We start from the raw sequence: 20,039 nt of genomic DNA, 5'->3' as shown, positions 1-20,039 counted from the left end.
ACTGTCAGTGGCGACTGCCAGAATCGCGTGCATGGAGATGATCGACAAGCTGATCGGGCAGGTCAGGCGTGGTGAGCGGGTGAAGTTTCTGCCGTTCTGGGGACACCGGCCGCAGCCGGACGGACGGCTGGGGCGGAGCTGCCTGAGCCAGTGGTGGCCCTCCGCTTTCACCGTCGGTGACGTCCGTTATGCCACCGCGGAGCACTGGATGATGGCCGGCAAAGCTCGGCTGTTCGGGGACGCGGAGGCCGAGCGGGCCGCGCTGGAGGCCAAGACCCCGGCAGCGGCGAAGAAGGCCGGCCGACTGGTGCGCGGCTTCGACGAGTCGACGTGGGAGCGCGAGCGGTACGCACTCGTGGTCGAGGGAAGCGTGCACAAGTTCGCCTCCGACCCCGCGCTGCGCGCGTACCTGCTGTCCACCGGGGACCGGGTACTGGTGGAGGCGAGCCCGCTGGACCGGATCTGGGGCATCGGCCTCGCGGCGGACGACGAGCGCGCCCTGGACCCGGCGCGGTGGCTCGGGCTGAATCTGCTGGGCTTCGCGCTGATGGAGGCGCGCACGCGGCTGCGGACGGATCCCGCCGGGGAGACCACCGGGTGACGGGCAGCCGCGTGCCGGACCGGCACCGGCCGGGACCGGCCGGGCGCGGCGGTCTGACGGGGCCGCGGACGCGCGTTTAATGCCTCGCGCCCGTCCGGGCAGGCGTCTAGCCCCTCCCCCGACCCGGCCAAGCCCTGGCAGGGCGACCTGTTCCGCTACGCCCTCGACCGCAGGCACAGCCCCGAAGACGCGGAGGTCCCGCCGGCAACCGCACCCTGGCCGCCCACCGCGCGCTGATGGAGCTGCCGGTCGAGCAGCGCCGGGCCCGGGTCACCGCCCCGGACGCCGCCGAGCGGCTCGCGGAGGCCGGGATGACCTGGGAGGCGCTGGCCGGATGGCTGCAGGGGCCGATGGACGCGGCGGCCGTGTTCGCAACGGCGCTGGCGCTGCGGGCCGAGGCCGCCGACCTGGTGCAGTTCGGTACGAGCAGCCGGGTGGTCGCGTACGCCCGGGGCGAGTCCGTACTGACGGTGCTGGAGAGGTTCGGGGATCTCGGCGGCACCTACACGGCCCGGGCGGTGAAGGAGCACTACCGGGCCCACGACCGGGTACTGATCGTCACCGACGAGCAGGCCGCCTCGTACGGCTACGGGGGCGATCCGACGGCCGAAGTGCCGTCCACGGTCCCGCTCTGCACCTGGAACCTGGCCGGATACCGGGTGGGCCACGCCCCTTCCGGCTCCGCGAACCGGCACGCCTTCGGCGGGCTCACCGATGCGGCCTTCCGCATGGTGTCCCTGATCGAGGGCGGCCGGGACGCCGACTGGCCGTGGGCCGCGTGAGCGGCGCCCGCCCCTCCCTGAGACCGGGTCAGGCCTTTTCGCGGACCTGGGAGTTGGAGTACGGACTCTCGTAGTTCGAGTCGTCCTCCAGCTCGCCCAGGTCCTCCAGCATGAACCCGGTGAGCAGGAGCGCCGTCATCAGGGCGCCCAAGGCGATGCCGAGCGCGCCCATGATGATGCCGGCCAGTGCCGCCCCGCCGTTGTCGGCCTGGCCTCGGTTCGCCTTGCCGTGACCGAGGGCGCCGAAGACGACCGCGCCGATGCCGAGCGGGACGGCCAGGAAGCCGGTCACGCACCCGAGCACGGCGACCATGGCCACGATGCCGAGGACGAGGGCGGTGGTGCCGAAGCCGTTGCTCGGCTGCGCCCCGTAGGCCGGGTACGAGGCGTGGCCCGGGTACGACGCGTGGCCTGGGTATCCGGGGTAGCCGTAGCCCTGCTGGGCAGGCGGCTGAGCGGGGTAGCCGTAGCCGCCGGGGTCCTGCTGGGCCGGATAGCCGTACGCCGCCACCGCAGGCCCGGGTATCGCGGTCTCAGCGGACGGGCCCTGGGCGTGCGGAGTGTGAGCGGGCGGGGTTTGAGCGGACGGATACATTCCGGCCGTCGGCGTGCCGGGCCCGGGCGGCTCGGCCCCCGGCATCCCCGCGAGCGTCGGCTGGTCGTGCACGGACGGCGAACCCGACATGCCCGGCGCCCCCCGCGACTTGCCGAGATCCACGGCAGGGCGCTCCGGCGGCGCCCACGGGTCTCTCGGCTCAGGGCTGTGTTCGGTCATGCGGCGCCCCCCTCTCGTACAGCCATGCTAAGTGCTGCCACCGACCGTCACGGGGGCCTGCCTACGATGAAGCCCGACCCGACCGCACCCTTGTCCCCCGGAGGCACCTTCATGACCGACCTGCACCCCTTCATCGCGGGGCTGCCCAAGGCCGAACTGCACGTGCACCACGTCGGATCGGCCTCCCCGCGCATCGTGGCCGAACTCGCCTCCCGGCACCCGGATTCGAAGGTCCCCACCGACCCCGACGCGCTCGCCGACTACTTCACCTTCACGGACTTCGCGCACTTCATCGAGGTCTACCTGTCGGTCGTGGACCTGGTCCGCACCCCTGAGGACGTCCGCCTGCTGACCTTCGAGGTCGCCCGCGACATGGCCCGGCAGAACATCCGTTACGCCGAGCTGACGATCACCCCGTACTCCTCCACCCGCCGCGGCATCGAGGAGACGGCCTTCATGGCCGCCATCGAGGACGCCCGCAAGGCCGCCGAGGCCGAGCTCGGCGTCATCCTGCGCTGGTGCTTCGACATCCCCGGCGAGGCCGGCCTGGAGGCCGCCGAGGAGACCACTCGCCTCGCCGTCGACCTGCGCCCCGAGGGCCTGGTCTCCTTCGGCCTCGGCGGCCCCGAGATCGGTGTCCCGCGCCCGCAGTTCAAGCCGTACTTCGACCGGGCCCGGGCGGCCGGCCTGCACAGCGTGCCGCACGCCGGCGAGACCACCGGCCCGGAGACGGTCTGGGACGCCATCCGCGAGCTCGGCGCCGAGCGCATCGGCCACGGCACCAGCGCCGCCCAGGACCCGGAGCTCCTCGCCCACCTCGCCGAGCACCGCATCGCGGTGGAGGTCTGCCCGACCTCCAACATCGCCACCCGCGCCGTCACCGACCTCGACCGGCACCCGGTCAAGGAGATGGCCGCGGCGGGCGTGCTCGTCACCATCAACAGCGACGACCCGCCGATGTTCGGCTCCGACCTCAACAACGAGTACGCGGTGGCCGCCCGCCTCCTCGACCTCGACGAACGCGGTCTCGCGCAGCTGGCGAAGAACGCCGTCGAGGCCTCCTTCCTGGACCCGGCCGGCAAGGCGAAGCTGGCCGCGGAGATCGACGCGTACACCGCCGAATGGCTCGCGCGCTGACGTCCCCTTTTATCCCGCCGGCCCCCGAGAATGAGGGCCATGCGCACCCTGACTGTCGTCGGCCACCGCGGCGATCCCTACCGTGCCCGCGAGAACACCCTGTCCTCGATCCGCTCCGCCTTCGCCCGTGGGGCGGACGCGGTGGAGGTCGACGTACGGCTGACCCGCGACGGGGTACCGGTCCTCCTCCACGACGAGACGCTCAAGCGGCTGTGGGGCCATGACGTGCGCCTCGACGCCGTCACGGCCCCGCAGCTGAAGGAACTGGCGCAGGGCGGGATCCCGACCCTGCGCGACGCCTTGATGGCGGCGGGCGCCGGGCGGCTGATGATCGACCTGCCGGGCGCCACGCACGAGGCCGTACGGACCGTCGTCGGCCAGGTGCGCGAGTGCGGGGCGCGCGAGCGGACGTACTACTGCGCCGGCCCTCACACCATGCTGGCCGTGCGCGCCGCCGATCCGGGCGCCGAGATCGCGCTGACCTGGACCACGCTGTCGCCGCCGCGCCGCGTCCTGATCGACGCGGTGGCGCCGCGTTGGCTCAACTACCGCTTCGGGCTGGTCGGCCGGGAGCTGACGGACGCACTCCACCGGGACGGACTGCTGGTGTCGGCCTGGACGGCGGACACCCGGCGGACGATGCGCAAACTGGTCGCGGCCGGGGTGGACTCGGTCACCACGAACCGTGTGGACGTGCTGGCCGCCGTACGGGCCGAGTCCGGGCGATGACACGCACGCCGGCCGCGCGGCTGTCGCGGGGCCGGGCCGTGACGCGTGGACAGCGGTCCTGACGCTGCCGGCGCAGCCGGCCGTCACGATGCCGTTCGTCCTTGAACGGGTTCGCCGGGGCGCGAAAGAGGGCGGGCGGTGGACATGCCGTCCACCGCCCGCCCCCTCACCTCAGCGCCGGCCGCGATCAGCCGCCGAGCGAGGTCATCACGTGCTTGATGCGCGTGTAGTCCTCGAAGCCGTAGGCCGAAAGGTCCTTGCCGTAGCCGGACTTCTTGAAGCCGCCGTGCGGCATCTCGGCGACGAGCGGGATGTGGGTGTTGATCCACACGCAGCCGAAGTCGAGGTTCTTGGACATCCGCATCGCGCGGCCGTGGTCCTTGGTCCACACGGAGGAGGCGAGGGCGAACTCGACGCCGTTCGCGTACTCCAGGGCCTGGGCCTCGTCCGTGAAGGACTGGACGGTGATGACGGGGCCGAAGACCTCGTTCTGGATGATCTCGTCGTCCTGCTTGAGGCCTGAGACCACGGTCGGGGCGTAGAAGTAGCCCTTCTCGCCCACCTGGTGGCCGCCCGCCTCGACCTTGGCGTGCGCGGGGAGGCGCTCGATGAAGCCCGCGACCTGCTTGAGCTGGTTCGGGTTGTTCAGCGGGCCGTAGAGCACGTCCTCGTCGTCCGGCTGGCCGGTCTTGGTGTCGGCGGCGGCCTTGGCGAGCGCGGCCACGAACTCGTCGTGGATCGACCGGTGCACGAGCACGCGGGTGGCGGCGGTGCAGTCCTGACCGGCGTTGAAGTAGCCGGCGACCGCGATGTCCTCGACGGCCTTGGCGATGTCGGCGTCCTCGAAGACCACGACCGGCGCCTTGCCGCCGAGCTCCAGGTGGACGCGCTTGACGTCCTTCGAGGCGCTCTCGGCGACCTGCATGCCCGCGCGGACCGAGCCGGTGATGGAGGCCATCGCCGGGGTGGAGTGCTCGACCATGGCCTTGCCGGTCTCGCGGTCACCGCAGATGACGTTGAAGACGCCCTTCGGCAGGACCGAGTCGATGATCTCCGCCATCAGGACGGTGGAGGCCGGGGTGGTGTCCGAGGGCTTGAGCACCACGGTGTTGCCCGCGGCGATGGCCGGGGCGAACTTCCACACGGCCATCATCATCGGGTAGTTCCACGGCGCGACCTGGGCGCAGACACCGACCGGCTCGCGGCGGATGATCGAGGTCATCCCCTCCATGTACTCGCCGGCCGAGCGGCCTTCCAGCAGACGGGCCGCGCCCGCGAAGAAGCGGATCTGGTCCACCATCGGCGGCAGCTCCTCGCTGGCCGTCAGGCCCAGCGGCTTGCCGGTGTTCTCCGACTCGGCGGCGACGAGCTCGTCCGCGCGGGCCTCGAAGGCGTCCGCGATCTTCAGCAGTGCCTTCTGCCGCTCCGCGGGCGTGGTGTCGCGCCAGCCCGGGAACGCGGCCGCGGCGGCGGCCATGGCCGCGTCGACATCGGCCTGGCCGGAGAGCGGGGCGGTGGCGTACGCCTCGCCGGTGGCGGGGTTGACCACCTCGGTGGTCCGACCGTCGGCGGCGTCCTTGAACTCTCCGCCGATGTAGTTGCGCAGACGACGCAGTTCGGTGGTCACTACAGCCACACTCCTGATCACATGTCCAATGGTTGAGACGATCCCCAAGCCTAGCGTCTCGGCGGATGCTTTCGACAGGGCCAGATGCCACGAACTACGAAATCAGTGAGATCACCGTCGCCAAACAACGGATTTCATCGATTCCGTCTTGCGGAACAGACGACTCCTCGTGCACAGTGAGGTCGTGGTCAGTCGAAGCGCAGATTCCAGGAACAGACAACCGTCCCCTTCGGTCGATGCTGTGTCCCTGGCGATCATCGAGCAACTGCAGGAGGACGGTCGCCGTCCCTACGCAGCGATCGGGAAGGCCGTCGGCCTCTCCGAGGCAGCGGTGCGCCAGCGCGTGCAGAAGTTGCTCGACCAGGGCGTCATGCAGATCGTCGCCGTCACCGACCCGCTCACCGTGGGGCTGCGGCGCCAGGCGATGGTCGGCATCAACGTCGAGGGAGACCTCGACCCCGTGGCCGACGCTCTGACCGCGATGGCCGAGTGCGAGTACGTGGTGATGACCGCGGGCTCGTTCGACCTGATGGTGGAGATCGTCTGCGAGGACGACGACCACCTGCTCGAAACGATCAACAAGAAGATCCGCACGCTCCCCGGCGTGCGATCAACCGAAAGCTTCGTTTACCTGAAGCTGAAGAAGCAGACCTACATGTGGGGAACTCGATAGCCCGTGAGCCAGGACCTCTCCAAAACCGCGTACGACCACCTGTGGATGCACTTCACCCGCATGTCGTCCTACGAGAACGCCCCCGTCCCCACCATCGTGCGTGGTGAGGGCACCTACATCTGGGACGACAAGGGCAAGCGCTACCTCGACGGTCTCGCCGGACTGTTCGTGGTCAACGCCGGTCACGGCCGCAAGGAACTGGCCGAGGTCGCGTACAAGCAGGCGCAGGAACTCGCCTTCTTCCCCATTTGGTCGTACGCGCACCCCAAGGCCGTGGAGCTCGCCGCGCGCCTCGCCGACTACGCCCCGGGCGACCTGAACAAGGTCTTCTTCACCACCGGTGGCGGCGAAGCCGTCGAGACCGCCTGGAAGCTCGCCAAGCAGTACTTCAAGCTCCAGGGCAAGCCCACCAAGTACAAGGTCATCTCGCGTGCGGTCGCCTACCACGGCACCCCGCAGGGCGCCCTGTCCATCACGGGCCTGCCGGCCCTGAAGGCCCCCTTCGAGCCGCTGGTCCCCGGTGCGCACAAGGTCGTGAACACCAACATCTACCGTGCCCCGATCTACGGCGACGACCCCGAGGCCTACGGCCGCTGGTGCGCCGACCAGATCGAGCAGGAGATCCTCTTCGAGGGCGCCGACACCGTCGCGGCCGTCTTCCTGGAGCCGGTGCAGAACGCAGGCGGCTGCTTCCCGCCGCCGCCCGGGTACTTCCAGCGGGTCCGCGAGATCTGCGACGAGTACGACGTGCTGCTGGTCTCCGACGAGACGATCTGCGCGTTCGGCCGCCTCGGCACGATGTTCGCCTGTGACAAGTTCGGCTACGTCCCGGACATGATCACCTGCGCCAAGGGCATGACCTCGGGCTACTCCCCGATCGGCGCCTGCATCATCTCCGACCGCCTCGCGGAGCCGTTCTACAAGGGCGACAACACCTTCCTGCACGGCTACACCTTCGGCGGACACCCGGTGTCCTCCGCGGTGGCGCTCGCCAACCTCGACATCTTCGACAAGGAAGGCCTCAACCAGCACGTGCTGGACCACGAGGACGCCTTCCGCGCGACGCTGGAGAAGCTGCACGACCTGCCGATCGTCGGCGACGTCCGCGGCAACGGGTACTTCTACGGCATCGAGCTCGTCAAGGACAAGGTCACCAAGGAGTCCTTCACGGACGAGGAGACGGAGCGCGTGCTCTACGGCTTCCTCTCCAAGGCGCTCTTCGAGAACGGCCTGTACTGCCGGGCCGACGACCGCGGTGACCCGGTCATCCAGCTCGCGCCGCCGCTGATCGCGGACCAGGGCACCTTCGACGAGATCGAAGGCATCCTGCGCTCCGTGCTCACCGAGGCGTGGACCAAGCTCTAGGCACCGGTCCCGCCCACAGCTCCACCCCGTTTCACCGGCTCCACCACACGGCCCGGATCCTCCGTTCGAGTGAGAACGTGAGGGTCCGGGCCGTGTGCTGTCGGTCGACAAGACGTTCATCTCTTTACATCTCTGTACGACGCCAGTGACCGATCGGCCTCCGCCTTCGTTCCCCCGGACGGGGGAGCCGGGCTGGTCCAAGTCCCGATCCGCAGTCGAACCGAAGAGGTGTACGCCATGGTGGCCCCACCGGACAACGATGTGCTCTGGGCACGCTCCCTGCACTACTCCCACAGGGGGTCCCCCCGGACGAAGTCTGGGGGAGGCTCGCCCGGCCTCATCGGCGTCTCCGTCGGAGTCCGCCAGGGCGAGATCCTGGCCCTGACCGGACCGCGCGGCAGCGGCAAGACCACGCTGCTGCGCTGCCTGTCCGGCCAGTTCCAGCCCGAACAGGGCGAGGTCTGGTTCAACAGCGTGCCCGTGCACACCATGGGCGCCCTGGCCCGTGAACGGCTGCGCCGCGACCGGTTCGGCTGGATCGGCCCCGAGCCCCAGCTGCTGCCCGAGCTGAAGGTCTGGGAGAACGCGGCCCTGCCGCTGCTGATCGCCGGTGCCTCGCACCGCAGCGCCAAACACGCCGCCTGCGAATGGCTGGGCCGCCTCGACATCGGCGGCTGCGCCCGCAAGCGCCCTTCCGCCCTCACCCGGGCCGAGTCTCAGCGCGTCGCCCTGGCCCGGGCCCTGGTCAACGAGCCCGCGGTGATCTTCGCCGACGAGCCCACGGCCCCGCTGCACCGCGCCGAGCGCGCCCTGCTGCTGCGGACCCTGACCACCGCGGCCCGCTCCCACGAGATCACCGTGCTGCTGGCCACCGACGACGAGGACACCGCGGCCGCCGCCGACCGCCGGTTCGCCCTGATCGACGGCCGACCCGCCGCAGCCGCGGCCGCGGCCGACTCCCCGGCCGCCGAGACCCCGGCCGCCGAGACCCCGGAGGGCCAAGCCGCGTGCTCGCTCTCCGCCTAGCCCGCGGCTCCCGGCCGCTCGTCCAGCTGCGCCGGCTGCTGGTGGCCGCCGCCTCGGCCGGTACCGGGTTCCTGCTGCTCTACGTGCTCGTCGGGGCCGTGGTCCAGCCCGCCGGATCGTTCCCGCGGCTGCTGTGGACCCTGGTCCCCGTGGCCGCCACCGTCCAGTTCGCCGTCGCCGTGGCCCGGACCGACCCGGCGACCCGGCCGCGCGAGGGCCTGGACGCCGCCGGGCTGGGGCCCGTACGCCTCACCCTCGTCGCGGCGGTCTCCACCGCCATCGCCGCCACCCTGGGCAGCGCCCTGGCCCTGGCCGCCTTCCTCCACCTGCGCGGGGACCTGACCGGGCTGCCCTTCGACGGAGCCGGCGCCGAGCTGCTCCACGCCGACCAGCCGCTGCCCCTGGCCGGCGCCCTCACCCTGCTGGCCCTGGTGCCGCTGGTCTCCTCCGCCGCGACGGTTCTCGCCCTGCGCCCCCGGCCGCCCCGGCCACCCGCCCCGCAGTCCGGCGTGCCCTGGGGCGTCGCCCTCACCGCGTGCGGGCTCGCCGTCGAGGTCTACGCGGGCCGTGGCAGCGCCGGGATGCTCGCCGGCTGGACACTGACCGCGATCGGGCTCGCCCTCGCCGGACCGGGCCTGGCCTACGCCTGCGGGACGCTGGTACAGGCCGTACGCCCCGGCGCGCTGCGGCTGCTGGCCGGACGGGCCCTCCAGGAGGAGGCACCCCGGCTCGGCCCGCCGCTCGGGGTGCTGTGCGCCGTCGGCGCGGGCGCCATCACCGCGCTGGCCCTGCGCGACCGCGGCGGGCTGCTCCTCCCGCTGGGCCCGCTGACCGCGATGGCGGCCGCGCTGGTCGCGGCGTGCGCGGCCGCGACCCTTCTCACATCCGCGGTGGAGGCACGCCAGGCCCGCCGCGCCGCCCGCGAGACCCTGCTCGACCTCGGCGCTCCGGCCAAGGTCCTGCGTACGGCGGTGAGTTTGCGGGCCACCGCCCTCGCGGCCGTGTGCGTACCGCTCAGCTGGGGTGTGGCGCAGCTGACGTCGCTGGCACTGACCCGCTGAGCGGGCAGCCCTTAGGGTGGGCCGAATGGTCAACGCAGACATCGAGATCGAGACGCTCGCCGAATTCGACCAGGTCGTGGCCCGCGGCTCGCTCAGCGGTTACCGCATCCAGTCGGTCAACCTGCTGGAGCGGACTTTCGCGCTGCTGTCGGCCGACACCTCGGCGGCCGTGTTCCTGGGCTGCCCGATGGAGCCCGACGCCGCGGTGAAGGTGCGCGCGGACGGCGCACTGGTCTTCCCGCCGCTGCCGGAGCTGCCGTTCAACCCGTACCGGGGCCTGCTGTACACGCCCGAGGAACTGTTCTCCGGGCTGCCCGACGGCTACGAGGCCACCCCGGACGCCCAGGCGTACGCCTGGCTCCAGGAGACCAAGGCGGACGGCGACATCCTGTCCTCGATGCTCCGTGCCCTCCACGACGACGCCATCTCCGACGCCCTCGACGAGCACCTCGCGGGTGCCCGGGTGGTGGGCGTGATGGGCGGGCACGCGATGTCCCGCGGCGGTACGGAGTACCGCGGCGCGGCCGAGCTGGGCCGGGCCCTGTCCCGGTCCGGGTTCACGGTGGCCACGGGCGGCGGCCCCGGCGCGATGGAGGCGGCCAACCTCGGCGCCTACCTGGCCCCGGCCCCCGACGAGGCGCTCCCGGAGGCCCTGGAACTGCTGGCCAAGGCACCCTCCTTCGTACCGTCGGTGTCCGACTGGGCGCGCGCGGCCTTCGCCGTACGGGAACTCTGGCCCGGCGGCGGCGACTCCGTGGGCATCCCGACCTGGTTCTACGGCCACGAGCCGCCCAACCCCTTCGCGGGGCACATCGCGAAGTACTTCGCGAACGCCACCCGCGAGGACGGGCTGCTGGCCCGGTCCACCGCGGGCGTGGTCTTCCTGCCGGGCGCGGCGGGCACGGTCCAGGAGATCTTCGACAACGCCACGCCGAACTACTACGGGTCGCGCGGCGAGCCGACGCCGATGATCCTCGTCGACCGCACCCACTGGACCGAGCACCTCCCGGCGTGGCCCCTGCTCCAGACCCTCGCACGCGGTCGTGCGATGGAGTCCCGGATCGCGCTCGTGGACTCGGTGGAGGAGGTCCCGGGCGTCCTCGCGTCAATGGGTTGAACTCCGCAGGCAACTTCCGGGCCCGTTTCGACGTCTGGCAGTGGTACCGCAAAACCTGCCAGACGTGAACGGAGCCTTTGGTGCTCATAGGCCTGCTGACCGCCGTCGCGGCGTCCATCTGCTACGGCACGGGATCCGTGCTGCAAGCCGTGGGCTCGCGCCGCGCAGCCCGGATGTCCCCGACCGCCGCCGGGGTGACCGCCCACGGCGGCCCCAACCTGTCGTCCACCGCGAAAGCGGCGATGACGTGGGAATTCATCGTCGGCACGATCCTGGACTTCGTGGGCTTCGGCCTCGGCGCCCTTGCCGCCCGGCTCCTGCCCCTCTTCCTCTCGCAGACCGTGATCAGCGCCAACCTGGTGATCACGGCGGTCCTGAGCGTGAAGATGCTGGGCATCCGGCTGACCCGCAAGGAATGGACCTCGATCGGCGTCGTCTGCACGGCGCTGGTGCTGCTGGCGACGGCCGCGGGCCACGAGGGCGGCCACCACGCCCCGATGTCCACGCACTGGTGGCTGCTGGGGATCACCGTCCTGCTGATGGTGGGCGGCACGGTGGCCGTACGCCTCCTGGGCGGCGGGGCGGCGATCCTGGCGGGCCTGCTGTCGGGGCTCGGCTTCGGCGCGCTGGGTGTCGGCGTCCGGATCCTGAACGGCGTCGACCCCTTCGACCTCGGCGCGTTCCTTTCCGACCCGGCCCTCTACGCCATCCTGGTGGCGGGCATCGGTGGCATGTACCTGCACACGGTCGCCCTCCAGATCGGCTCGGTGAACGGCGCGACGGCGGCGCTGGTCGTCGGCGAGACGGTCCTGCCGGGAGCGATCGGCGTCCTGTGGCTGGGCGACGCGTCGCGCCCCGGCCTGGCGTGGCTGGCGATCCTGGGCTTCGTCCTGGCGGTCAGCGGCGCGGTGGCGGTGGCGTGGTACGGCAAGCACGAGTCCCCCGAACCGGAAACCGCCACCCCCGTCCCCGTCCCGGTCCCCTAGCCGCGGCCCCGGCCTACCGGGGCGCTCCACCCGCTCCAGCCCCGCCGACGTTTGAGGCGCGGGGCCCGAGGCAGCGCCCCGCCCTTCAGCCCCGCCGGCGCTTGAGGCGCGGGGCCCGAGGCAGCGCCCCGGCAGGCGGCCCGCAGCCGCTACGAGACCGGCAGCACGACGACCTCGCCCGGGGCGAAGGTCACCGCCACCCGGTCCCCCAGCCCCGGCGCCCCCGCCAGCCCGCACTCCGCCTCGAGCTCCGGCCCCGCCTCCGGCCGCAGCCGCAGGGCCACGTGCGTGCCCCGGAAGGTGCGGGCCAGCACCTCGCAGCCCAGGCCGTCGGGAACGAGCAGAACCCCCGCGGGACGCACCAGCAGCTGCCGCTCCCCCTCCGGCGACCCCGCCGGCACCGGCACCTTCCCCCACGGAGTATCGGCCGCGCCCCCCGACACCGTCGCCGGGACCACGTTGTCGAAGCCCAGGAACCGCGCCACGAATTCCGACGCCGGCCGCTCCCACACCTCCAGCGGAGTCCCCACCTGTGCGATCCGCCCCTCCCGCATCACCACCACCCGGTCGGCCAGCGCGAAGGCCTCCCCCTGGTCGTGCGTGACGGCCAGCACGGTGGTGCCCAGCCGGGAGAACAGCCCGCGCAGCTCGATCACGAGCCGCTCGCGCAGCCCCCGGTCCAGCTGTCCCAGCGGTTCGTCCAGCATCAGCAGCCGCGGCGACGGCGCCAGTGCCCGGGCCAGCGCGACCCGCTGCTGCTCGCCGCCCGACAGGGAGGCGACCGCCCGGCCCCGGGCCCCGGGGAGCCCGACCAGCTCCAGCAACTCCGCGACCCGGGCCTCGTACGACCTGCGGCCGGCGCCCTGCATACGCAGCCCGAAGGCGACGTTCGCGCCGACGTCCCGGTGCGGGAAGAGCTGGTGGTCCTGGAACATCAGGCCCACGCCGCGCCGGTGCACGGGCACACCGGCCTGGTCCGCCCCGCCCAGCAGGACCCGCCCGCCGGAGACGGGCTGGAGCCCGGCGACGACCCGCAGCAGCGTGGACTTCCCGCTCCCGCTCGGCCCCAGGACGCACACGATCTCGTGCTCGGCGACCTCGAGATCCACGCGGTCCAGGGCGTCCACGACCGCCCGCTCACCGAAGCGGACCGACACCCCTTCCAGCTGAAGCAGTGTCATCAGAACTCTCCGGAGGTCTTGTCGGGCCGCAGTCGCTCCAGCACCAGCAGGGACACCGCGCACACCAGCATCAGGATCGTGCTCAGGGCCATCGCCTGCCCGTAGTTCATCTCACCGGCGCGGCCCAGCAGCCGCGCCACGGCCACCGGCAGCGTCGGCTGGTCCGGCCGCGCGATGAAGACGGTGGCACCGAACTCGCCCAGGGACACCGCGAAGGCGAAACCGGCCGCGATCAGCAGCGCCCGCCGGACGAGCGGCAGGTCCACCTCGCGCCATGCCCGCAGCGGCGACGCGCCGAGCACGGCGGCCGCCTCCCGCAGCCGCGCGTCGACGGCCCGCAGCACCGGCAGCATGGTCCGTACGACGAAGGGCACGCCCACCAGCGCCTGCGCCAGTGGTACCAGGATCCACGAGGTCCGCAGATCCAGTGGCGGCCGGTCCAGGGTGATCAGGAAGCCGAAGCCCACCGTCACGGCGGACACCCCGAGCGGCAGCATCAACAGGGCGTCGAAGCCGCGGGCGAAGCGGCCGCCGCGCCGGGTCAGGGCCGCGGCCGCGAGCCCGCCGATGACGAGGGCGATGGCGGTGGCGGCGAGCGCGTACCGCAGCGAGTTCCAGATCGCCTCCAGCGGCGGCACCAGGAACGTTCCGCCACCGGCGGCGACGTCCTGCAGTGCCCGGTAGAAGCCGAAGCCGTACCCGCCGGGGGCGTCGAAGGACCGCTCCACGAGCACACCCAGCGGCAGCACGATCAGCAGCGCCACCGTCAGCAGCACCCAGCCGAGCAGGGCGCGCTGTGCCCAGCCGGCCGGCCGGTGCGTCGTACGGCCCGGATCCACCAGCCGCAGCGCGGTCTCGCGCTTGCGGACGGTCCAGGCGTGCACGCCGAGGATCGCGCCGACGGCCGCGAACTGCACCATCGTCAGCACGGCGGCCGTCGGCAGGTCCAGGAGCTGCGCGGTCTGCCGGTAGACCTCCACCTCCAGGGTGGAGTACGCAGGCCCGCCCAGGATGAGCACGACGCCGAAGGAGCTGAACGTGAACAGGAACACCATCAGCGACGCGGCGGCCACGGCCGGGGCCAGCGCGGGCAGCGTCACCCGCCGCCAGGCGGCGAACCGCCCGGCCCCCAGCACCCGGGCGGCCTCCTCCTGACGCGGGTCCAGCTGCGCCCACAACCCGCCGACCGTCCGTACGACGACCGCGTAGTTGAAGAAGACGTGGGCGAGCAGGATGGCCCAGACGGTGGTGTCCAGGCGCACGCCCCACACCTCGTCCAGCAGCCCGCCCCGCCCGACGAGGGCGAGGAAGGCCGTACCGACGACCACGGTCGGGAGCACGAACGGAACCGTGACCACCGCCCGCAGCAGCTGCTTGCCGGGGAATTCGAAGCGCGCGAAGACGTACGCGCCGGGGAGCGCGATCAGCAGCGTGAGGGCGGTGGACGCGAGCGCCTGCCAGGTGGTGAACCAGAGCACGTCCGCGATGTCGGACCGGGTCAGCACCTCGCCGATCCGGCCGAACTGCCAGCCGGCGCCGGTCCTGAGCCCGCGCCCGACGATCGCGGCGACGGGATAGGCGAAGAACAGCCCGAAGAAGGCGAGGGGCACGGCCATCAGGGCGAGCCGCACCGCGGTCGCCCGACGGCCTCCGGGGGCCGGTGCGGCGCCACCCGGCGCCGCACCCGGCTCGTTCGTGACGCCTACTTCACGACGATCGAGGACCATGCCTTGACCCACTGCTCACGGTTCTCGGCGATGGTCTGCGGAGCCACGTGCTCCGGCTTCTCGACCACCACACCGTGCTTCGTGAACAGCTCCGGCAGCTTCGCGTCCTTCACGACCGGGTTCACGAACATCTGGAGCGGCATGTCCTCCTGGAACTTCTTGCTCACGAGGAAGTCGAGCAGCGCCCTGCCGCCCTCCTCGTTCTTCGCCCCCTTCAGCAGACCCGCGAACTCGATCTGGCGGAAGCAGGTGCCGGTGGCGACGCCCGTCGGAGCCTCGGCCGGCTGCGGCTCGGAGTACAGCACCTCGACCGGCGGGCTGGAGGCGTAGGAGACGACCAGGGGCCGGTCGCCCTTGGCCTTCTTGCCGCCCGCGGAACCGGAGAAGCGCTCGTTGTAGGCCTGCTCCCAGCCGTCGACGACCTCGACGCCGTTCGCCTTGAGCTTGCTCCAGTAGTCCTTCCAGCCTTCCTCTCCGTACTTGCCGACGGAGGCGAGGAGGAAGCCGAGGCCGGGCGAGGATGTGGCGGCGTTCTCGGTGACCAGCAGGTTCTTGTACTCCGGCTTGATCAGGTCGTCCAGCGTCTGCGGCGGGGCGAGCTTCTTGTCGGCGAAGTACTGCTTGTCGTAGTTGACGCAGATGTCACCGGAGTCGACCGGGGTGACCCGGTGCTCCTTGTCGAGCTGGTACTCCGGCTTCACCTCGCCCAGGCCCTTGGCCTCGTAGGCGGTGAAGATGCCGTTGTCGAGTGCGCGCGAGAGGAGCGTGTTGTCGACGCCGAAGAAGACGTCGCCGCGAGGGGCGCCCTTGGTGAGGATCTCCTGGTTCAGCGCCGCGCCCGCGTCTCCGGACTTCAGCACCTTGACCGTGTAGCCGCTCTGCTGCTCGAAGTCCTTCAGGACCGTGTCGGTCACGTTGAAGGAGTCGTGGGAGACGAGCGTGACGGTCTTGGACTTCGGGGCGTCACTCGCGCCCGCGGGCTTGTCCTCGGCGTCGCCTCCGCAGGCACTGAGGGTGGTGACACCCAGTGCGGCCGCGAGCGCCGCGCCCGCGATCTTCTTGGTGGTGCTCACTGGTGAATTCCTCCTGGGATGACCAGGAGAAGACGCGGCCCTGCCCGGCGCTCTGTCCGAGCGGACGCCGGGCAGGGCGCAACAGCTTGAGTGGTGACCGAACTTCCTACCCCGAATGACCGGGGCGAGGTTCAGAGGGTCTGCGGGTGACGGATACCGCACTCTCAGCGCTGTGGCGCTCCCCTGTCGGAATATGAAATTGGTTCGGCCACAGGGTACCCCGTGGCCGAATACGAACGATCGAGGAGGTTCTTCCAGGTCCCGGTCGGCCCCTAAGCGGCCTCGGGGAAGTGAGGCACGCCCCGAGGCCGCTCAGCGCTCCGACGCGGCCAGCTGGCCGCAGGCGCCGTCGATCTCCTGGCCACGGGTGTCCCGTACGGTCACGGGCACGCCGTGCCGGGCGATGGCCTCCACGAAGGCCTTCTCGTCCTCGGGACGCGAGGCGGTCCACTTGGAGCCCGGCGTCGGGTTCAGCGGGATCAGGTTGACGTGCACGCGCTTGCCCTTGAGCAGCTTGCCGAGCAGGTCACCACGCCAGGCCTGGTCGTTGATGTCCCGGATCAGGGCGTACTCGATGGAGATCCGGCGGCCCGACTTCTCGGCGTACTCCCAGGCCGCGTCCAGGACCTCGCGGACGTTCCACCGCGTGTTCACGGGTACGAGCGTGTCGCGCAGCTCGTCGTCCGGTGCGTGCAGCGAGACGGCGAGACGGCACTTGAAGCCCTCGTCGGCGAAGCGCAGCATGGCCGGGACCAGGCCTACGGTCGAGACGGTGATGCCGCGCTGCGACAGGCCCAGGCCGTCGGGCTCCGGGTCGGTCAGGCGGCGGATGGCGCCGACGACGCGCTTGTAGTTGGCCAGCGGCTCGCCCATGCCCATGAAGACGATGTTCGACAGCCGGGCCGGGCCGCCGGGGACCTCTCCGTCGCGCAGGGCGCGCATGCCGTCGACGATCTGGTGCACGATCTCGGCCGTGGAGAGGTTGCGGTCGAGGCCGGCCTGCCCGGTGGCGCAGAACGGGCAGTTCATACCGCAGCCGGCCTGCGAGGAGATGCACATGGTGACCCGGTCGGGGTAGCGCATCAGCACGGACTCGACGAGCGTGCCGTCGTGCAGCTTCCACAGGGTCTTGCGGGTGGTGTCCTCGTCGCACGAGATGTGCCGGACGACGTTCATCAGGTCCGGCAGGAGCTCCTGCCGGAGCTTCTCGCGAGCGCCCGCCGGGATGTCCGTCCACTCGGCCGGGTCGTGCGCGTACCGGGCGAAGTAGTGCTGCGAGAGCTGCTTGGCCCGGAAGGGCTTCTCACCGATCGCGGCGACCGCCTCGCGGCGCTCCTCGGGGGTCAGGTCGGCAAGGTGCCGGGGCGGCAGTTTCGCTCCGCGGGGAGCGACGAAAGTGAGTTCTCCGGGACGGGGGGCCATGAGCGGGTACTCCTCAGTGGAACGAGGCCCGGGCGACCTCCGCGGCAACGGAGTGACGGCAATGGCTCGACCGGAGCCAGGCGACCTCACAGGGCGCCCCCCGCGGTCGGGGGGCAGGAAAAGGCGCGCCGCTCGTGAGTGGCGCGCCTTCCAGGATAACCCGGGCAGATCTGCCCGTGCCCACGCCAGCCGTATCAGCCCGTGCCGACGAATGCCGCCAGCAGCAGCCACACCACCGGAGCCGTCGGCAGCAGGGAGTCCAGCCGGTCCATGATGCCGCCGTGGCCGGGCAGCAGGGTCCCCATGTCCTTGATGCCCAGGTCCCGCTTGATCATCGACTCGCCGAGGTCGCCCAGCGTGGCACTGACCGCGACGGCGAGACCCAGCAGCAGGCCCTGCCACCAGTGACCGCCGTCGATCAGGAACTCCATGCAGAGCACGCCGGCCGCCATCGCGAAGGCCACCGCGCCGAAGAGCCCCTCGCGGGTCTTGCCGGGGCTGATGCGCGGTGCGAGCTTGTGCTTGCCGAAGCGCCAGCCGACCGCGTAGGCCCCGGTGTCGCTGACGACGGTGAGGACCAGGAAGGTGACCACTCGCTGCGGCCCGTCGTCGGCGGTGAGCAGCATCGCGACGAAGGTGGCGAGGAAAGGCACGTAGAACGCCGCGAAGACGCCCGCGGTGACGTCCTTGAGGTAGTCCTCGGGCGGTTCGGTCATCCGCCAGACCAGGACCGCCAGCGCGGTCAGGGCCATGGCGACCCAGGCTCCCTCGGCTCCCCGGACGTATCCGGCGATGATCATGGCCGCTCCGCCGACCGCGAGCGGAACGAGCGGGGCCTTGATGCCCTTCTTCTCCTGGAGCCGGGAGGTGAGCTCCCACAGGCCCACGACGACCGCGACGACGATGACGCCGACGAAGACCGCCTTGACGATGAAGAGCGAGGCGAAGATCACCGCGCCGAGGCCGACGCCGACCCCTATGGCGGCACGCAGATCCCGCCCGGCGCGCTTCTTCGGCGGTGGGGGCGAGGCGGCCTGCGGGGCCTGCGGAGGCGGGGGGCTGGGCATGGGCTCCTGCAGCGGCGTCTCGGCGCGGAACGGGGGGCCACCATGAGCGGCGGCCCCCCGATCGCGTGCTTCCCGGTCGTCGAAGTCACGGCCGGCGGCATCGGGCACGATGGGCATGGGCCGAGTGTGCGGGCCCACCAGCGCATCGTATGCGGGACCCGCCGGAACCGGCTCCGTGGCCCAGGGAGAGTCGTTCATCAGACCTCGAGGAGCTCGGCTTCCTTGTGCTTGAGCAGCTCGTCCACCTGCGCGACGTACTTCGCGGTGGTGTCGTCGAGCTCCTTCTCCGCGCGGCGCACCTCGTCCTCGCCGGACTCCTTGTCCTTGACGAGCTTGTCGAGCGCGTCCTTCGCCTTGCGGCGGACGGCGCGGATCGAGACCTTGGAGTCCTCGGCCTTGGTGCGGGCGACCTTGATGTACTCCTTGCGGCGGTCCTGCGTCAGCTCGGGGAAGGTCACCCGGATGATGCTGCCGTCGTTGCTCGGGTTGACGCCGAGGTCGGAGTCGCGGATGGCCTGCTCGATGTTGCGCAGGGCGCTCTTGTCGAACGGCGTCACGATCGCCATGCGCGGCTCGGGCACCGAGAAGGACGCGAGCTGGTTGATGGGCGTGATGGCGCCGTAGTAGTCGGCCACGATCTTGTTGAACATCGCCGGGTGCGCACGGCCGGTGCGAATCGCGGCGAAGTCTTCCTTGGCGACGACGACGGCCTTTTCCATCTTCTCCTCGGCCTCGAGGAGGATCTCTTCGGTCACCACGTGCTCCTGCATGTCTTGAATGGATGGTTCAGGCGGGCGGTACGGGTCGGGCCGGGCAGAGCTCGGCCCGCTGCGGACTGCTCAGACCCGGGTCCCCTGGTCGCTGACGAGCGTGCCGATCTTCTCACCCTTGACGGCACGGGCGATATTGCCCTCGGCGAGCAGCTCGAAGACGAGGATCGGCAGCTTGTTGTCACGGCACAGCGTGATGGCGGTGGCGTCGGCGACCTTGAGGTCGCGGGAGAGGACCTCGCCGTACTCCAGCGCGTCGAACTTCACCGCGTCCGGGTTCTTCTTCGGGTCGGAGTCGTAGACGCCGTCGACACCGTTCTTGCCCATGAGCAGGGCCTCGGCGTCGATTTCCAGGGCACGCTGGGCGGCCGTGGTGTCGGTGGAGAAGTACGGCATTCCCATGCCGGCGCCGAAGATGACGACGCGGCCCTTCTCCAGGTGCCGCACGGCGCGCAACGGGATGTACGGCTCCGCGACCTGGCCCATGGTGATGGCGGTCTGCACGCGGGAGTCGATGCCCTCCTTCTCCAGGAAGTCCTGGAGGGCGAGGCAGTTCATGACGGTGCCGAGCATGCCCATGTAGTCGGACCGGGCCCGGTCCATGCCGCGCTGCTGGAGTTCGGCGCCGCGGAAGAAGTTGCCGCCGCCGATGACGATGGCGATCTCCGCGCCGTCGCGGACGACCGCGGCGATCTCGCGCGCGATGGCGTGGACGACGTCGGGGTCGACGCCCAGTCCTCCGCCGCCGGAGAAGGCCTCGCCCGACAGCTTCAACATGAAGCGGCGGCCCTTCTTGTCCTGGTCGCTCTTGTCGTCGATTGCGGTGTGGGGGTCCACGCCCTGATTCATGGAGATCTCCTCGTGCACATACGAAGAAGGCCATTGCCGGTGGGTCCTCGCGGTTCCCTCTACGGCAATGG

18 protein-coding genes, 1 pseudogene and 1 riboswitch are annotated in these 20,039 nt (G+C 71.3%); of the genes and pseudogenes, 10 read left to right on the top strand and 9 right to left on the bottom strand.

Features of this window, described 5'->3' with window-relative positions; all coding sequences use genetic code 11:
* Positions 1-31: 31 nt before the first annotated feature.
* Positions 32-601, top strand: coding sequence for an NADAR family protein (locus ABZX75_RS17085; protein ID WP_355411125.1), 570 nt, complete (start codon positions 32-34; stop codon positions 599-601).
* 114 nt (positions 602-715) lie between these two features.
* Positions 716-1,383, top strand: a pseudogene (locus ABZX75_RS17080) (TROVE domain-containing protein); the annotation flags it as partial.
* 28 nt (positions 1,384-1,411) lie between these two features.
* Here the strand turns inward: ABZX75_RS17080 and ABZX75_RS17075 are convergent.
* Positions 1,412-2,158: a hypothetical protein gene (locus tag ABZX75_RS17075; protein ID WP_355411123.1), complete on the bottom strand. Its 747-nt coding sequence runs from the start codon at positions 2,156-2,158 to the stop codon at positions 1,412-1,414.
* Positions 2,159-2,269: 111 nt separating this feature from the next.
* Between ABZX75_RS17075 and ABZX75_RS17070 the strand changes: the two genes are divergently transcribed.
* Entirely contained in the window at positions 2,270-3,295 is a 1,026-nt protein-coding gene (locus ABZX75_RS17070; RefSeq protein WP_355411121.1) for an adenosine deaminase, read from the top strand.
* A 39-nt stretch (positions 3,296-3,334) separates the two neighbouring features.
* Positions 3,335-4,024 (top strand): glycerophosphodiester phosphodiesterase, encoded by a 690-nt coding sequence (locus tag ABZX75_RS17065; RefSeq protein WP_355411119.1) that lies wholly within the window; start codon positions 3,335-3,337, stop codon positions 4,022-4,024.
* Between the two features lie 187 nt (positions 4,025-4,211).
* Here the strand turns inward: ABZX75_RS17065 and ABZX75_RS17060 are convergent, their stop codons facing one another.
* Entirely contained in the window at positions 4,212-5,651 is a 1,440-nt protein-coding gene (locus tag ABZX75_RS17060; protein WP_355411117.1) for a gamma-aminobutyraldehyde dehydrogenase, read from the bottom strand.
* Between the two features lie 169 nt (positions 5,652-5,820).
* Between ABZX75_RS17060 and ABZX75_RS17055 the strand changes: the two genes are divergently transcribed.
* The 6 genes from ABZX75_RS17055 to ABZX75_RS17030 all read left to right on the top strand — a co-directional run bounded on the left by ABZX75_RS17055 (position 5,821) and on the right by ABZX75_RS17030 (position 11,879).
* Complete coding sequence (locus ABZX75_RS17055) at positions 5,821-6,324, top strand: Lrp/AsnC family transcriptional regulator (RefSeq protein ID WP_031144106.1); 504 nt, start codon at positions 5,821-5,823, stop codon at positions 6,322-6,324.
* A 3-nt stretch (positions 6,325-6,327) separates the two neighbouring features.
* Positions 6,328-7,689, top strand: coding sequence for an aspartate aminotransferase family protein (locus ABZX75_RS17050; protein WP_355411115.1), 1,362 nt, complete (start codon positions 6,328-6,330; stop codon positions 7,687-7,689).
* A gap of 237 nt (positions 7,690-7,926) precedes the next feature.
* Positions 7,927-8,715: an ATP-binding cassette domain-containing protein gene (locus ABZX75_RS17045; RefSeq protein WP_355411113.1), complete on the top strand. Its 789-nt coding sequence runs from the start codon at positions 7,927-7,929 to the stop codon at positions 8,713-8,715.
* A complete protein-coding gene (locus tag ABZX75_RS17040) occupies positions 8,697-9,776 on the top strand; it encodes a hypothetical protein (protein ID WP_355411111.1) in 1,080 nt (359 codons plus the stop codon). The genes ABZX75_RS17045 and ABZX75_RS17040 overlap by 19 nt, the downstream gene beginning before the upstream one ends.
* Before the next feature lie 25 nt (positions 9,777-9,801).
* The gene (locus ABZX75_RS17035) at positions 9,802-10,893 is read left to right on the top strand and encodes an LOG family protein (protein ID WP_355411109.1); all 1,092 of its coding nucleotides are present in this window, start codon (positions 9,802-9,804) and stop codon (positions 10,891-10,893) included.
* Between the two features lie 80 nt (positions 10,894-10,973).
* Positions 10,974-11,879, top strand: coding sequence for a hypothetical protein (locus tag ABZX75_RS17030; RefSeq protein WP_355411107.1), 906 nt, complete (start codon positions 10,974-10,976; stop codon positions 11,877-11,879).
* A gap of 149 nt (positions 11,880-12,028) precedes the next feature.
* Here ABZX75_RS17030 and ABZX75_RS17025 read toward each other — a convergent pair whose 3' ends face one another.
* From ABZX75_RS17025 to pyrH, 7 genes are all read right to left on the bottom strand, one after another.
* Positions 12,029-13,060 (bottom strand): ABC transporter ATP-binding protein, encoded by a 1,032-nt coding sequence (locus ABZX75_RS17025; RefSeq protein WP_355411105.1) that lies wholly within the window; start codon positions 13,058-13,060, stop codon positions 12,029-12,031.
* The gene (locus tag ABZX75_RS17020) at positions 13,060-14,676 is read right to left on the bottom strand and encodes an iron ABC transporter permease (RefSeq protein ID WP_355411490.1); all 1,617 of its coding nucleotides are present in this window, start codon (positions 14,674-14,676) and stop codon (positions 13,060-13,062) included. The genes ABZX75_RS17025 and ABZX75_RS17020 overlap by 1 nt, the downstream gene beginning before the upstream one ends.
* 86 nt (positions 14,677-14,762) lie before the next feature.
* Positions 14,763-15,860 (bottom strand): thiamine ABC transporter substrate-binding protein, encoded by a 1,098-nt coding sequence (locus ABZX75_RS17015; RefSeq protein WP_355411103.1) that lies wholly within the window; start codon positions 15,858-15,860, stop codon positions 14,763-14,765.
* A gap of 85 nt (positions 15,861-15,945) precedes the next feature.
* Positions 15,946-16,055: riboswitch (TPP riboswitch) on the bottom strand.
* A 117-nt stretch (positions 16,056-16,172) separates the two neighbouring features.
* Positions 16,173-17,282: a 23S rRNA (adenine(2503)-C(2))-methyltransferase RlmN gene (gene rlmN / locus ABZX75_RS17010; protein WP_355411102.1), complete on the bottom strand. Its 1,110-nt coding sequence runs from the start codon at positions 17,280-17,282 to the stop codon at positions 16,173-16,175.
* 194 nt (positions 17,283-17,476) lie between these two features.
* Complete coding sequence (locus ABZX75_RS17005) at positions 17,477-18,547, bottom strand: phosphatidate cytidylyltransferase (protein WP_355411100.1); 1,071 nt, start codon at positions 18,545-18,547, stop codon at positions 17,477-17,479.
* Positions 18,547-19,104 carry a ribosome recycling factor gene (gene frr, locus ABZX75_RS17000; RefSeq protein WP_355411488.1) on the bottom strand — a complete coding sequence of 186 codons (558 nt, stop codon included), beginning with the start codon at positions 19,102-19,104 and terminating at the stop codon, positions 18,547-18,549. Before frr ends, ABZX75_RS17005 begins: the two co-directional genes overlap by 1 nt.
* An 84-nt stretch (positions 19,105-19,188) precedes the next feature.
* Entirely contained in the window at positions 19,189-19,968 is a 780-nt protein-coding gene (gene pyrH, locus ABZX75_RS16995; RefSeq protein WP_355411098.1) for a UMP kinase, read from the bottom strand.
* Positions 19,969-20,039: the final 71 nt, after the last annotated feature.

This window comes from Streptomyces sp. NPDC003038 (genome assembly GCF_040611115.1).
In the GTDB taxonomy this organism is placed as follows: Bacteria; Actinomycetota; Actinomycetes; order Streptomycetales; family Streptomycetaceae; genus Streptomyces.
The sequence above is the reverse complement of the archived record's forward strand: the minus strand, read 5'-3'. Positions and strand labels throughout refer to the sequence as shown.